This window comes from Pseudomonas putida (genome assembly GCF_022627325.1).
Classification (GTDB): domain Bacteria; phylum Pseudomonadota; class Gammaproteobacteria; order Pseudomonadales; family Pseudomonadaceae; genus Aquipseudomonas; species Aquipseudomonas putida_X.
This window is the reverse complement of sequence record NZ_JAETZZ010000001.1, coordinates 504,740-517,224: the sequence shown is the minus strand read 5'-3', so window position 1 is coordinate 517,224 and position 12,485 is coordinate 504,740. Positions and strand designations below refer to the sequence as shown.

General features: G+C 62.4%; 12 protein-coding genes and 1 tRNA gene. 7 read left to right on the top strand and 6 right to left on the bottom strand.

Annotated features, from left to right (window positions below; all coding sequences use genetic code 11):
• Positions 1-143: 143 nt before the first annotated feature.
• Complete coding sequence (locus JNA92_RS02325; RefSeq protein ID WP_241803159.1) at positions 144-2,072, top strand: transglycosylase SLT domain-containing protein; 1,929 nt, start codon at positions 144-146, stop codon at positions 2,070-2,072.
• Positions 2,073-2,126: 54 nt separating this feature from the next.
• On the opposite strand, the gene JNA92_RS02320 is transcribed toward JNA92_RS02325, so the two are convergent.
• Together JNA92_RS02320 and JNA92_RS02315 are read right to left on the bottom strand one after the other, a co-directional pair.
• Positions 2,127-2,930, bottom strand: a complete 804-nt coding sequence (locus JNA92_RS02320; protein WP_241803158.1) for an MOSC domain-containing protein — start codon at positions 2,928-2,930, stop codon at positions 2,127-2,129.
• Between the two features lie 55 nt (positions 2,931-2,985).
• Entirely contained in the window at positions 2,986-3,921 is a 936-nt protein-coding gene (locus tag JNA92_RS02315; RefSeq protein ID WP_241803157.1) for a chemotaxis protein CheV, read from the bottom strand.
• A gap of 351 nt (positions 3,922-4,272) precedes the next feature.
• On the opposite strand from JNA92_RS02315, the gene JNA92_RS02310 reads away from it, so the two are divergent.
• From JNA92_RS02310 to JNA92_RS02300, 3 genes are all read left to right on the top strand, one after another.
• The gene (locus JNA92_RS02310) at positions 4,273-4,794 is read left to right on the top strand and encodes a histidine kinase (RefSeq protein ID WP_241803156.1); all 522 of its coding nucleotides are present in this window, start codon (positions 4,273-4,275) and stop codon (positions 4,792-4,794) included.
• Positions 4,795-5,172: 378 nt separating this feature from the next.
• Positions 5,173-6,063, top strand: a complete 891-nt coding sequence (locus JNA92_RS02305; RefSeq protein ID WP_241803155.1) for a sensor histidine kinase — start codon at positions 5,173-5,175, stop codon at positions 6,061-6,063.
• Positions 6,060-6,719 (top strand): response regulator, encoded by a 660-nt coding sequence (locus JNA92_RS02300; protein WP_241803154.1) that lies wholly within the window; start codon positions 6,060-6,062, stop codon positions 6,717-6,719. The genes JNA92_RS02305 and JNA92_RS02300 overlap by 4 nt, the downstream gene beginning before the upstream one ends.
• Here the strand turns inward: JNA92_RS02300 and yegS are convergent.
• Complete coding sequence (gene yegS / locus JNA92_RS02295; protein ID WP_241803153.1) at positions 6,703-7,584, bottom strand: lipid kinase YegS; 882 nt, start codon at positions 7,582-7,584, stop codon at positions 6,703-6,705. The two genes, JNA92_RS02300 and yegS, sit on opposite strands and share 17 nt — an antisense overlap.
• 448 nt (positions 7,585-8,032) lie before the next feature.
• Between yegS and JNA92_RS02290 the strand changes: the two genes are divergently transcribed.
• The gene (locus JNA92_RS02290) at positions 8,033-9,280 is read left to right on the top strand and encodes a glycosyltransferase family 4 protein (protein WP_241803152.1); all 1,248 of its coding nucleotides are present in this window, start codon (positions 8,033-8,035) and stop codon (positions 9,278-9,280) included.
• Here JNA92_RS02290 and JNA92_RS02285 read toward each other — a convergent pair.
• Together JNA92_RS02285 and moaB are read right to left on the bottom strand one after the other, a co-directional pair.
• The gene (locus JNA92_RS02285) at positions 9,269-10,495 is read right to left on the bottom strand and encodes a molybdopterin molybdotransferase MoeA (RefSeq protein WP_241803151.1); all 1,227 of its coding nucleotides are present in this window, start codon (positions 10,493-10,495) and stop codon (positions 9,269-9,271) included. The genes JNA92_RS02290 and JNA92_RS02285 overlap by 12 nt on opposite strands.
• Entirely contained in the window at positions 10,479-11,018 is a 540-nt protein-coding gene (gene moaB, locus JNA92_RS02280) for a molybdenum cofactor biosynthesis protein B (protein WP_241803150.1), read from the bottom strand. Before moaB ends, JNA92_RS02285 begins: the two co-directional genes overlap by 17 nt.
• A gap of 175 nt (positions 11,019-11,193) precedes the next feature.
• Between moaB and JNA92_RS02275 the strand changes: the two genes are divergently transcribed.
• Entirely contained in the window at positions 11,194-11,415 is a 222-nt protein-coding gene (locus JNA92_RS02275) for a YgdI/YgdR family lipoprotein (protein WP_012313545.1), read from the top strand.
• 82 nt (positions 11,416-11,497) lie between these two features.
• Positions 11,498-11,574, top strand: a tRNA-Pro gene (locus JNA92_RS02270).
• A gap of 53 nt (positions 11,575-11,627) precedes the next feature.
• On the opposite strand, the gene JNA92_RS25985 is transcribed toward JNA92_RS02270, so the two are convergent.
• Positions 11,628-12,341, bottom strand: a complete 714-nt coding sequence (locus tag JNA92_RS25985; protein ID WP_431312448.1) for a methyl-accepting chemotaxis protein — start codon at positions 12,339-12,341, stop codon at positions 11,628-11,630.
• Positions 12,342-12,485 lie beyond the last annotated feature (144 nt).

Here is a 12,485-nt window from a genome sequence, read left to right as displayed (position 1 = left end):
TTGCGACATCCGGTCGGTCTTAACGCCTTGATACAAGCACAGTGCTTTCACCCGCTGCCGGCAAACAGCTAAGCTAGAACAATAGCTTCCAACAGTGTTGGCTCCGCCGTCACTTTCCCATGGTTCAACTGCCCGGACGTATCATGCGCAGCCGCCTGTTACAGATTGCTTCCTGCCTGCTGCTTACCGCCGCCACCGCCAGCGCGGCGCAGGCCATCGACCTCTCTCAGCAACGTCAGTACTACGACGAGGCCAAGCGTGCCTTGGCCAAGGGCGACAAAGGCCCGTACTTGCGCTATGCCCAGGCCCTGCGCGACTACCCGCTGACGCCCTACCTGGCCTACGACGAACTGACCGCTCGGCTGAAAAGCGCCAGCAACCAGGAAATCGAAGCGTTTCTGGCCAAACATGGCGACCTTCCCCAGGCCAACTGGATGAAACTGCGCTGGTTGCGCTGGCTGGCCGAACGCGGCGAGTGGGACACCTTCGTCAAGTACTACGACCCCAAGCTCAACTTCACCGAACTGGACTGCCTCAACGGCCAGTATCAACTCAGCCACGGCCTGCGCGCCGAGGGTTATGCCAGCGCCGAGAAACTGTGGAACGTAGGCAAGTCGCAACCGGCCGCCTGCGACGCCCTGTTCGGCATGTGGGCCGCCGAAGGTCAGTTGACCGAGGCCAAGCGCTGGAACCGCGCCAAACTGGCAGCCCAGGCGCGCAACTATGCCCTGGCCAACAGCCTGGTCAAATCCCTGACCACGCTCGGCCCGCAAGGCCGCCTGCTGGTCGATGTCGCGCAAAAACCCGAATTGCTCAACCAGCCATCGCGCTTCACACCGGTCAACGAGGCGATGTCCGATGTAGTGAGCCTGGGCTTGCGCCGCCTGGCTCGCCAGAACCCTGAGCGGGCCATGGCCCTGCTCGACGACTACGCCCAGCGCATGCATTTCTCCAGCGACGAGAAAGTGGCCATCGCCCGTGAAATCGGCCTGACCCTGGCACGCCGCTATGACCCGCGTGCCCTTGACCTGATGACCCGCTATGACCCAGAGCTGCGGGACAACACCGTCACCGAGTGGCGTCTGCGCCTGCTGTTGCGCCTGGGCCGCTGGGAAGACGCCTACGAACTGACCAAGCGCCTGCCGCAAGACCTGGCCAGCAGCAGCCGCTGGCAGTACTGGCAAGCGCGCAGCCTGGAACTGGCCCAGCCAAACAACCCGCAAAGCCTGCTGCTGTACAAGAACGTGGCGCGCGAACGGGACTTCTACGGATTCCTCGCGGCCGACCGGGCGCAAACCCCTTACCAGCTCAACAACAAGCCACTGGTGCTGAGCCCGCAACTGGTGCGTAAGGTACGCAATACGCCGGGCATCCAGCGCGCCTTGGAATTCCATGCCCGTGGCCAGATCGTCGACGGCCGCCGCGAGTGGTATCACGTCAGCCGCCACTTCAGCCGCGACGAAATGGTTGCCCAGGCGCGCCTGGCCTATGACCTGCGCTGGTACTTCCCGGCCATTCGCACCATCAGCCAGGCCAAGTACTGGGATGACCTGGACATCCGCTTCCCGATGGCCCACCGCGACACGCTGGTACGCGAAGCCAAGGTGCGTGGATTGCACTCAAGCTGGGTGTTCGCAATCACCCGCCAGGAAAGTGCCTTCATGGAGGATGCGCGCTCCAGTGTAGGTGCCAGTGGTCTCATGCAGTTGATGCCGGCCACAGCCAAGGAAACCGCGCGCAAGTTCAGCATTCCGCTGGCGTCGCCGCGCCAGGTGCTCAACCCGGACACCAACATTCAGCTGGGCGCAGCTTATCTGAGCCAGGTGCACGGCCAGTTCAACGGCAACCGGGTGTTGGCGTCCGCCGCCTACAACGCCGGCCCCGGGCGCGTGCGCCAATGGCTCAAGGGCGCCAAGCACCTGAGCTTCGATGTGTGGGTGGAATCGATTCCGTTCGACGAGACGCGTCAGTATGTGCAGAACGTGCTGTCTTACTCGGTGATCTACGGGCAGAAGCTCAACGCACCACAGCCATTGGTGGACTGGCACGAGCGGTATTTCGACGACATGTGAAGCAACGCCGCCTCTTCGCGGGCCAACTCGCGAAGAGGCACCTGCTTGCTACCGCTACTCCAGCACTTCGACCTTCATCCCTACCTCAAGCCGCCCACAGCCATCCACCGCCAGGTTCTGCCCGAACAGGATGTCACCCTCGCGCTCGCGAAAGGTCTTGAGGGTGGTCAACGGCTCCCGGTCCGGGCTGCGCGCTCCGGTTTCAGGGTCCAGCGTGGTGAAGATGCACCGCACGCTCGGCTTGAGCAGGCGAAACTCCAGCCCGCCAATGCGAATACGCTTCCAGCCATCTTCGGCAAACGGCTCTGCCCCCTGCACCACCAGGTTGGGTCGAAAACGCAGCATCTCCATGGGCCGGCCAATGCGCCGGTTCAGCTCTTGCAGCGAACCCTCGCCAATCAGCAATAACGGGAAACCATCGGGGAAGGCCGCCCTGTCGCTGTTCAAGCCATAACCGCTGGGCAGGTAGCGCGCCCGGTGCGCCGGGCAGTGGACCAGCCGCACTGGCTTGCCGAGCAATTGCGATAACCAGGCCGCCGCCTCATCGCCGGCATCCGGCACACGCAACGTGTCACGCCAGATGGTCACGCCGCGCAGGCCATCATCTGCAGGCGGCACCTTCACATGCAGAGCGGGCAGCCCCGGGGCCTCCAGCAGCAGCGTACCCGCCTCCCCTTCGCCAGCCTTGAGCTGGCTGAGCTGCGGCCAGGCGCGCTGGGTGAGAAAGCGCCCGTTGTCTTGCTCGACCACGAGCCAGCGTCGGTCACCCGCCAACCCCAGATTGTCGACCCGTGAAGCCTGCAGGCGCTGCGCCTGCGCCGACTTCACCGGATACCGATACAGCTCACTCAGAAACATCCCTGCCTGCCTCGTGCCGTGCCAAATGCCAGATTATACCCGGCTACCGCACTGATCACGCAGTGGTCGAATCCAGCAGCAACCGCTGCTTGACCACGTCGACCAGGCGATCAGGCTGGAACTTGGAAAGGAAATTGTCGCAGCCGACTTTCTTGACCATGGACTCGTTGAAACTGCCTGACAGCGAGGTGTGCAACACCACGTACAGCTTGCGCAGGCGGGCATCGCTGCGGATTTCCGTGGTCAGCCGATAACCGTCCATTTCCGGCATTTCTGCGTCAGTGAACACCATCAGCAGTTTTTCGCTCATGTCCTCGCCGGCATCGGCCCAGCCCTTGAGCATGCGCAAAGCCTTCAGGCCATCGCTGGCAACATGCAGTTTCATCCCCAGTTGCGACAGGGTGTCACGCAGCTGCGCCAGCGCCACGCTGGAGTCGTCCACCAGCAGCACTTCACGGCCACGGGCGCGCGCCAGTATCGGGTCAGCGAGCTTGTCGTTGGAGACCTTCGCGTTGTAAGGCACGATCTCGGCCAGCACTTTCTCGACGTCGATGACCTCCACCAGGTTTTCGTCCACCTTGGTGATCGCCGTCAGGTAATGCTGGCGGCCCGCGCTGGAAGGCGGAGGCATGATGGCTTCCCAGTTCATGTTGACGATGCGATCGACCCCACCCACCAGGAACGCCTGCACCGAGCGGTTGTACTCGGTAACGATGATGGTGCTGTCCGGCCCCGGCTGCAGCGGGCGCATGCCGATTGCCTGGGACAGGTCGATCACCGGCAAGGTCTGCCCTCGCAGGTTGACCACGCCACAGACGAACGCGTGGCGCTGTGGCATCAATGTCAACTTGGGCAGCTGCAGCACTTCTTGCACCTTGAACACATTGATGGCGAATAACTGGCGCCCGGCCAGGCGGAACATCAGGATTTCCAGGCGGTTCTCACCCACCAGTTGCGTTCGTTGGTCTACCGTGTCGAGAATGCCAGCCATTGGAAAACCCCCAGGCTCAATTCGGAATAAAGTGAGTTCATCCACCCTGTATCGGCTGCTGCATGCGCAGCTTGACCCTTGAACGAAAATGCTTCGCGAGCCAATTGATATCATATTAACATCATGTTTTACTGCAGCTGCCTGGCCGGGAACACATTGGCCTTGAGAAGCTCTCCACCCCTAGAACACCATCAGGGAAACCCCTAGCGTCAACCGGGTGCAACCTGATGTTCGCGCTATCCTTTAGCCATTAATGTGACGCCATTCTCACTGCATGAATGGAGTCAGGCTTTTGCTAGCGAACGACACGGCTTGGCCGTCCCCCGCTCCCTCGTTACGGGCCGGGACCACATGATGGGCAGTTCAGCTTTCGACAGCAGCGCTCTGCAGGACTTTCTGCTGGATGCGCAAGTGTTGCTGACCCAGTCCCAGGAGTGCCTGCACCACCTGGAACTGATCGCCAATGACCCTGACGCCTGCCATTGCCTGATCAACACCCTCGATACTCTTGCCCGGCGCGCCAGCGGCCTGGGCCTGCTTGAAGTCGCCCAATACGCCTGCGCCTTGCAGCAACTGCTCGCCCCGGCCTGCAGCCAACTGCACCTGCACAATCAGGCCTTGCCTGCACTGGCGGACTGCCTGACCCTCCTGGCCTGGCAACTTGAGCTTGTGGATACGCACACCGGCCGGCTTGCCCTCGATGCCAGCGAACAGACCGCCTTGCTGGCTGAGCTGGCAAACGCATTGGACCAACCATTGCCGCAAACGTGTGCGCCTTGCCAGGAAACGCACAGCGAACGTGCTGACACACCCCAGGCTGGCCCCATGGACAGCCGCCCAACTTGCGCAGAAAAACGCACTAGCAGTCATTGACGACCTGCAACTAAGGCAGCGCTGAAAGACCGAATCCGGGGCCAACTAGTGAAGGGCCGAAAGTTCCTACAGCCTGTTTACCGGTACTCGCGCAAGTTGAACTGGGCGGGCCATCCAGGGCAATCGATGATGGCTATCTGCTGCTCGAATCAGACCTTCGCAGCCCCCTGATGGCCCCGCAAACCTTGAGGTTTCAAAGCAATACCCCACTCGCGACCAAACAGTCCTGAAGTGATACCATGCCCACTAACAAGTACCGGTCACCCGTATATGGATCGCCTCAACGCGCACTTGGCATTTATTGAAAGCAGCACGCCAAAGCCTCCGGCAAGACATGCGCAAGGCCTCCATCAGCAAGGTTTCAGTGGCTTCCCATCTATGCTCCCACGCTTGAAAAATGCCCTGCGTTGCCGCTCCCTCTCCGCTGCATTGCGCTGGGCGACCGCGGTGCTGTGCGTGGCGTCACTATTTGCCAACCTGCTGCTGTTCACCGCCGGGCATGCCATACCGGCGAGCCTGATGCTGTTACAGCTGATAGCAATGTGCGGGGTCGGCTGGCACCTGAGCCTAGGGGCCAGGTCTATCAGCTTGCGCCCGGCAGAGCTGGCCGATCGTATGCTCAAAGTCCAGGAAAGCGAACGCCAGCACCTGAGCCGCGAATTGCATGACGACATTGGCCAACTGCTGACCGCTGCCAAATTACAGCTGGAGTGGTTGCAGCGGCGGCTGCCAAGCGATCTGCAGGCCCAATGCGGCACCCTGCGCAGCACACTCGATGACACGCTGAGCAAAGTGCGCGACGTCTCTGCAATCCTCAACCCACGGCAGCTGGCAAGCCTTGGCCTGGAAGCCAGCCTGCGTGCACATCTGGTGCGCACGCTCGCAAGCACCGACATGCATTGGAGCCTGGAGTGCCATCAAAGGCTGGGTGGCATTTGCGAGGAGGTGAGCATGGCTGCTTTTCGCATCGCGCAAGAGGCGGTCACCAACATATTGCGCCATGCCAAGGCGCACAACCTGACCATCCGCCTGCAGCGCAGCCCCGCCGGCCTGAGCTTGTCGATAGAGGACGATGGCCAGGGCTTCATCCCCGCCGCCAATCCCGCCGAGGCAGGCCAGCGCGGCATGGCGGGCATGCAGGAGCGTGCCACAGCACTGCAGGGCACGCTGAAAATCACCAGCCAGCTGGGCCTGGGCACCCGCATCGAGGTCTTGTTCCCATGGACACCCCGCACCGATGAACGCGCCAGGACACCTGCTATCCAATGACCTGTAGACTGCTGCTGGTCGATGACCATTCGCTGATTCGAGCCGGGGTACGTGCCTTGGTGTCTGACATCCCTGGCTACACCGTGGTCGGCGAAGCCGACGATGGCGGCCAACTGCTCGAGCAAGCTCAGCAACTGGCGCCCGACATCGTATTGCTCGACATTTCCATGCGCATGACCAGCGGCCTCGATGCGCTCACCTTGCTGCGCGCCTCAGGCAACCCTTGCAAAGTGCTGATCCTGTCCATGCACACCGACCCGGACCTGATCATGCGCGCCCTGGAAAGCGGCGCCCACGGCTACCTGCTCAAAGATGCCACCGCAATGGAGCTGGAGCAGGCACTGGCAGCACTGCGCAGTGGCGAGCGCTACCTCAGCCCGGCCATCGCCCACACGGTGATCAACCAGGCACTCATGCGTGCGCAGCAGGGCAAGCAGCCGAACATCGACCGCCATAACCTCACTGCGCGGCAGCTGGAAATCCTGCGCCTGATCGTACGGGGCAAATCCACCCGCGAGATCGCTGCCGGCCTTGCCTTGTCGATCAAAACGGTGGAAACCCATCGCTCGCAGATCATGAAACGCCTGCAGATCTACGACGTTGCGGGGCTGGTACTGTTCGCCGTACGCGAGAAAATCATCAGCCTGGATGACTGAGCAGCGGCGAATTTGGCGGCAGGTGCAAACGCAGCGCCGCAGGCAGGGCCTCGAAGCGCAGGCTGTCAGCCTGTAACGGCTCACCGTCGAGGTTGATGTCCAGGCCTTGGGAGCTTTTGATTTCGACCCAGGGCAAGCGAGCCCGAACGAACAGCCCTTCGCCGGCCAGCAGCTCACGCAGTGCCCCTACCACTTCTTGCGGTGCCGGCAGGATAGCGATGTCGAGCTGGCCGTCATCCACCAGGGCATCGCCACACAAAACCTGGCCACCACCTGCCTGGCGGCCATTGCCGATGCCCAGCGCCAGCAAGTCACCCTGCCAGTGGAAGTCCGGGCCTGTCAGCTCCACAGACGCGGCCTGCAACTCACTGAAGCGCGACAGCCCGGTAAACAAGTAAGCCGCTGCGCCCAGTACCTTCTTCAGGTCCTCGGAGGTGTTGGCAGTGACCTGACTGCCGAACCCGCCGGTGGCCATGTTCAGAAACATCTGGTCGCCAACCTTGCCCAAATCGATTGGCCGAGCCGGCATGTCCAGCAGCGCCAATGCCTCAGCCGGCTGCAATGACACGCCCGCAGCCTTGGCGAAATCGTTGGCGGTGCCCAACGGCAGCAGTGCCAGGCTGGCCTGTGTATTTGCCTGCCCCATGGCTTCGGCAACATCACGCAAAGTACCGTCGCCACCCCCTGCGACCACATGGGTGTAGCCGGCGGCCAGCGCCTCGGCCACCAGCCGCTGGGCATCACCCGCCTCCCAGGTCACCCGCACATCCAACGTCCAGCCCCGCTCACGCTGGGCGAGGACAGCCGTGCGCACATCTTCGTTCATCGCCTGCTTGCCGTGCAGGATCACCATTGCCTTACCCATTACGCTTCTCCCAAGGGACAGCCCATTGCAGATCTCGACCACAGGCGGCGGCAGATTGCTGCATGCAGGAGCTGACCTAGCACTAAGACCCGCATGTATTTGCACAAAAATCGTCCGCCGTGCATCAACCGATTGAAAGCTTCGGCCATCAGGCGCATGATCGACAAATATTTGGCCAATGCCGGTATTTAGCGACAAAAGAGTCGTTTTTTTGACTTTTTTAACGCCAGAACCCTGGCAGAGCGACCCATCAGCCCTAGGTGCAGCGCCAAGTCGAGCGTGTGAAATGAGCGTTCTGACCCCCTGCAGGATCGACCACAGCGACTACCTCGGCGAAGACGATAGCGTGGGCTTTACTGAAATGTATGGACGCGTGCCGGTTGCAGCCATCCGCTGACTGCCAATGGGCGCGTTTTTTGTCTGCAGCCTTTAGCGAGGATTGTGGTTCATGCGCATACTCTGGACGCTGCCCTACCTGCCTTGGCCAACCACCAGTGGCAGCAAGACCCGGCAATACCACCTGCTACGCGCCCTGGCGCAGCACGGGCATCGGATCACCTTGCTGGTGCAGTCGAAAATCCCGCTCAACGATGCCACCCGCGCAGCGCTGGAGCCATTGGTCGAACGGCTGATCGTACTCCCCCGCCGAGCCTTGCACAGCCCGCTCAATCTGCTGGCCTCACCGATCATCGACTACCCCATGCGGGCAATCATCAATGGCTTGGCACCTTGCCTGCGCCACCGTTTCGAGCAATTGCTGGACGAGCCCTGGGACGTCATCCAGATCGAACACAGCTATGCCTTCCAACCCTTCGAAAAAGCCCTGCAGGCCCGCGGCCTGCCCTACATGCTCAGCGAACACACACTCGAATCGGTAATGGGCGCCGCCTGCCATGACCGCTTGCCACTTTGGCTACGCCCACTCAACGCGTTCGATCGCTGGCGCTATCGTCGCTGGGAGCAACGCGTACTCTGCCAACCCACCGAAGTGGTGGCGGTGAGCGCCCATGACGCCGACCTGATCAGCCAGATCAGCGGGCGCCCAGTGAACGTCGTGGTCAACGGTGTAGATTGCGCGTATTACGAACAGGTATGCCCCGCGCTGCACAGTCAGCGCCTGCTGTTCGTTGGCAACTTCGAATACGGCGCGAACCTTGAGGCCATCGAATGGGCGCTGGAAGAAATCCTGCCTCAGGTGTGGATGAGCAACCCTGCTGTGCGCCTGGCCATAGCCGGGCATGCCATGCCGGCCTCATGGAAGTTGCACTGGAACGATCCCCGCATCGAATGGTTAGGTTATCGCCCTGACCTTCGCGAACTGCAGCGGCGCTCGGCGCTGTTCTTCGCCCCCCTGCGCTACGCCGGCGGCTCCAAGGTGAAGATTCTCGAAGCCATGGCTGCCGGGCTGCCGGTGATCACCACCAGCAAGGGGGTTTCAGGCCTTGCCGTGAACAGCGGCGAGCATTACCTGGGCAGTGATGACGGTGACCAGTTGGCACTGCTGATTACCCAGTTGCTCAACCAACCCTGGCGCATGAGCCAACTGAGCCAGGCCGGCCGCCAGTTCGCCCGGCAGCGCCATGACTGGAGCGTGGCGGCGCAGCAACTGGAGACCGTGCACATGCGCCTGACCCAGTCGGCATCTGCCACCGCCCCGCAACCTTCAGACCCGTGGCTTGGGCGTTCAGCCAAGTAGTTCGCTCAGTGGGATGAACGTGACGCTGTCACCCTGCCGCGGCGTGCTGCCTTCGCGCACCTCCACCAAACCGTCAGCCCAGGCGGCGCTGCGCAGCACACCAGAGCTCTGGTTCTTGTAGATGTGCACCCGGCCGTTATCGATCCGCGCCCGCAGGTATTCGCGCCGGGTTCCGGCCTTGGGCCAGTCGAAACCTGCAGGGACGTCGAAACGTAGCGGAGTGACCTGCGCCACCCCTTGGCGGCGAAGCAAGTACGGGCGCGTAAGCAGGCCGAAGGTCACCAGTGTCGACGCAGGGTTGCCGGGCAGGCCGATCACCGGCACGCCTTGATAGTGCCCGAATGTCAGCGGCTTGCCGGGTTTGATCGCCAGCTTCCACAAGGCTAGCTCGCCCGCCTCACGCAGCGCCGCGCCCAGATAATCGGCCTCGCCCACCGAGACACCCCCGGTGGACAGGATCAGGTCGACATCACCCAAGCTGGCCAGGCATTGGCGAGTGCGCACCAGGTCATCAGGGAGGATGCCCATGTCCTGCACTTCACAGCCCAGGCGCTGCAACCAGCTAACCAGCAGGCGCCGGTTACTGTTGTAGATCTGCCCTGGGCCCAGTGGCAACCCAGGCTCGACCAGCTCGTCACCGGTGGACAACACGGCCACCCGTACCCGGCGCACCACCTGCAGCCGAGCATGCCCCAACGTTGCGGCCAACCCCATGTCGATCGGGCCCAGGCGCGTACCTGCGACCATCACCCGTTCACCCTGGCGTGTTTCCTGGCCCTGGGGGCGGACATTCTGCTCAAGCCTCATCCGCTCGAGAAAACGTACCCGGCCATCCTCCAGCACCTCGATGTTTTCCTGCATCTCGACGCAGTCGGCACCGGCCGGCAGCGGGGCACCGGTGAAGATCCGTGCGCACGTGCCGGGCTGCAAAGGCTCGGGCGCGTGCCCGGCAAAAATGCGCTGGCTGACGGGCAACGGCAGGCCTTGGTAATCGGCCAGACGCAGTGCGTAACCATCCATGGCACTGTTGGGCCAGGGCGGCAGGTCGAGCGAGGCCACCAGGTCGGTCGCCAGCACCCGGCCCTCGGCCTCTGCCAGCGAGACGGTTTCGATGTCCCTGATCGGCGCGGCCTCGGCCAAGGCCAGCAGGCGCTCCAGCGCCTCCTCCACCGCCATCAGTGGCCGGGCCGGAGATGCCTCAGCCACGGCTTTCACAGGCCGCAACCTGCTTCAGGTGCGCAACGAAATTGCACGGACGATGGCGGGCATCGAGTTGCTCGGCGAGGATGCCGTCCCAACCGGTGCGCACAGCATTGGTCGAGCCCGGCAGGCAGCATACCAGCGTGCCGTTGGCCAGGCCGGCCAAGGCGCGCGACTGAACGGTGGACGTGCCGATATCGGCGACGGAGATCTGCCGGAACAATTCACCGAAGCCTTCTACCTGCTTGTCCAGCAGGCAGGCCACAGCCTCAGGCGTACTGTCGCGCCCCGTGAAGCCGGTGCCGCCGGTAATCAGCACGACCTGCACACTGTCATCGGCGATCCAGGTGGCGACTTGGGCGCGGATCTTGTAGAGATCGTCCTTGAGCAGCTTGCGCTCAGCCAGCTGGTGGCCCGCCGCAGTCAGGCGGTCGACGAAGGTCTGCCCGGAGGTGTCGGTTTCAAAGGTCCGGGTGTCGCTGACGGTCAGCACGGCAATGTTCAGGGCCACGAAGGGGGTATCTGCCTTGGCTTTCATGAGTGTCCATCGCAGGAGAAAGGGATGGCGCATTTATATCACAGCCTGCCCTGCGACAACTCCGACAGACCCAGGTCAATACCCTGGGTTTGGCGCTATGCTGCACTGTGCAAGGAACTTGCGCAGACGCCTTGCGTCTTAACGTCATCTAGCACCATCGCACTGGAGAAACACGATGATTAAACGGACCCTTCCCGCCTTCATGCTCGCCCTGGGCCTGGGCGCCCTCGCTGGCTGCGCCTCGCCGACCGTTATCACCCTGAACGACGGCCGCGAGATCCAGGCTGTGGACACTCCGTCCTTCGACGAGGACTCTGGCTTCTATGAGTTCGAGCAACTCGATGGCAAGCGTACACGCCTGAACAAAGACCAGGTTCGTACCGTCAAAGAGCTCTGATCGAACGCCCTGTTTCGGGCCTAAGGCCTTTTAACAACAAGGGCTTGCGTTCGAAAAAACCATGCAGTAGGATTTTGTTCATCGGAGTGTAGCGCAGCCAGGTAGCGCGTCTCGTTCGGGACGAGAAGGCCGCAGGTTCGAATCCTGTCTCTCCGACCAGATCCTTCAAAAAGCCCGCCATCGTGCGGGCTTTTTGCTGTGCGCGATCAGTACTACGCGGTAAGACGCGAAGTGACTTCACCCAACTGCCCCGACAGCCCATGCAGGCGCTGGCCAGCCTGCTCGGTGTGCTGCACTGCCTCCTGGTTGGCAGTGGCGATGCGGGTAATCTCGATCAGGTTACGCGAAATATCCTCGGCCACACTGGTCTGTTCCTCAGCTGCCGTGGCGATCTGCCGGTTCATGTCACGGATGGCTTCGACCGCGACGGTGATGCGCTGCAGCATCCGCCCCGCCTGCTGCACCTGCTCGGCCCCCTCCTCGCTGCGCTGCTGCCCGCTTTCGATGGCCTTGACCGCCTCCACGGCACCAGACTGAACCGCCTCGATGATCTGATGGATTTCTGCGATCGACGCCGCCGTGCGCTGAGCCAGGCTACGCACCTCGTCGGCGACCACCGCAAAGCCGCGCCCGGCCTCACCCGCACGGGCCGCTTCGATGGCCGCATTGAGCGCCAGCAGGTTGGTCTGCTCGGCGATCCCACGGATCACTTCCAGCACCTTGCCGATGCGCGAACTGTCATTCTCAAGATCGCGGATTACCGCCGCAGTCCCTGCGATCTCCTGGTTGACCACGCCAATGATGTCGATGGTCTGCTGCATGACCTGCTCGCCGGCCTGGGCACTGTGGTCGGCTTCATCGGCCGCCCGCGCGGCTTCGGCGGCGTGACGGGCAACCTCTTGGGCAGTGGCGGACATCTCGTGCATCGCCGTCGCCACCTGATCGGTACGTTGGAACTGGTCATGGGTACCGCGCGCCATGTCGCCGGCGATGCTGCGCAGCTGGCCACTGGCGCCTTCGAGCTCTTGAGCATTGTCCTTGAGGCGGCCAACGGTGTCGGCAAGGAAATC

Excerpts from the sequence above, each read along its gene's own strand:
- JNA92_RS02320 (WP_241803158.1), bottom strand. The coding sequence starts at position 2,930 with ATGTTTCTGAGTGAGCTGTATCGGTATCCGGTGAAGTCGGCGCAGGCG.
- JNA92_RS02290 (WP_241803152.1), top strand. The coding sequence starts at position 8,033 with ATGCGCATACTCTGGACGCTGCCCTACCTGCCTTGGCCAACCACCAGT.
- yegS (WP_241803153.1), bottom strand. The coding sequence starts at position 7,584 with ATGGGTAAGGCAATGGTGATCCTGCACGGCAAGCAGGCGATGAACGAA.
- JNA92_RS02310 (WP_241803156.1), top strand. The coding sequence starts at position 4,273 with ATGATGGGCAGTTCAGCTTTCGACAGCAGCGCTCTGCAGGACTTTCTG.
- JNA92_RS02325 (WP_241803159.1), top strand. The coding sequence starts at position 144 with ATGCGCAGCCGCCTGTTACAGATTGCTTCCTGCCTGCTGCTTACCGCC.
- JNA92_RS25985 (WP_431312448.1), bottom strand. The coding sequence starts at position 12,341 with ATGCACGAGATGTCCGCCACTGCCCAAGAGGTTGCCCGTCACGCCGCC.
- moaB (WP_241803150.1), bottom strand. The coding sequence starts at position 11,018 with ATGAAAGCCAAGGCAGATACCCCCTTCGTGGCCCTGAACATTGCCGTG.
- JNA92_RS02315 (WP_241803157.1), bottom strand. The coding sequence starts at position 3,921 with ATGGCTGGCATTCTCGACACGGTAGACCAACGAACGCAACTGGTGGGT.
- JNA92_RS02305 (WP_241803155.1), top strand. The coding sequence starts at position 5,173 with ATGCTCCCACGCTTGAAAAATGCCCTGCGTTGCCGCTCCCTCTCCGCT.
- JNA92_RS02275 (WP_012313545.1), top strand. The coding sequence starts at position 11,194 with ATGATTAAACGGACCCTTCCCGCCTTCATGCTCGCCCTGGGCCTGGGC.
- JNA92_RS02300 (WP_241803154.1), top strand. The coding sequence starts at position 6,060 with ATGACCTGTAGACTGCTGCTGGTCGATGACCATTCGCTGATTCGAGCC.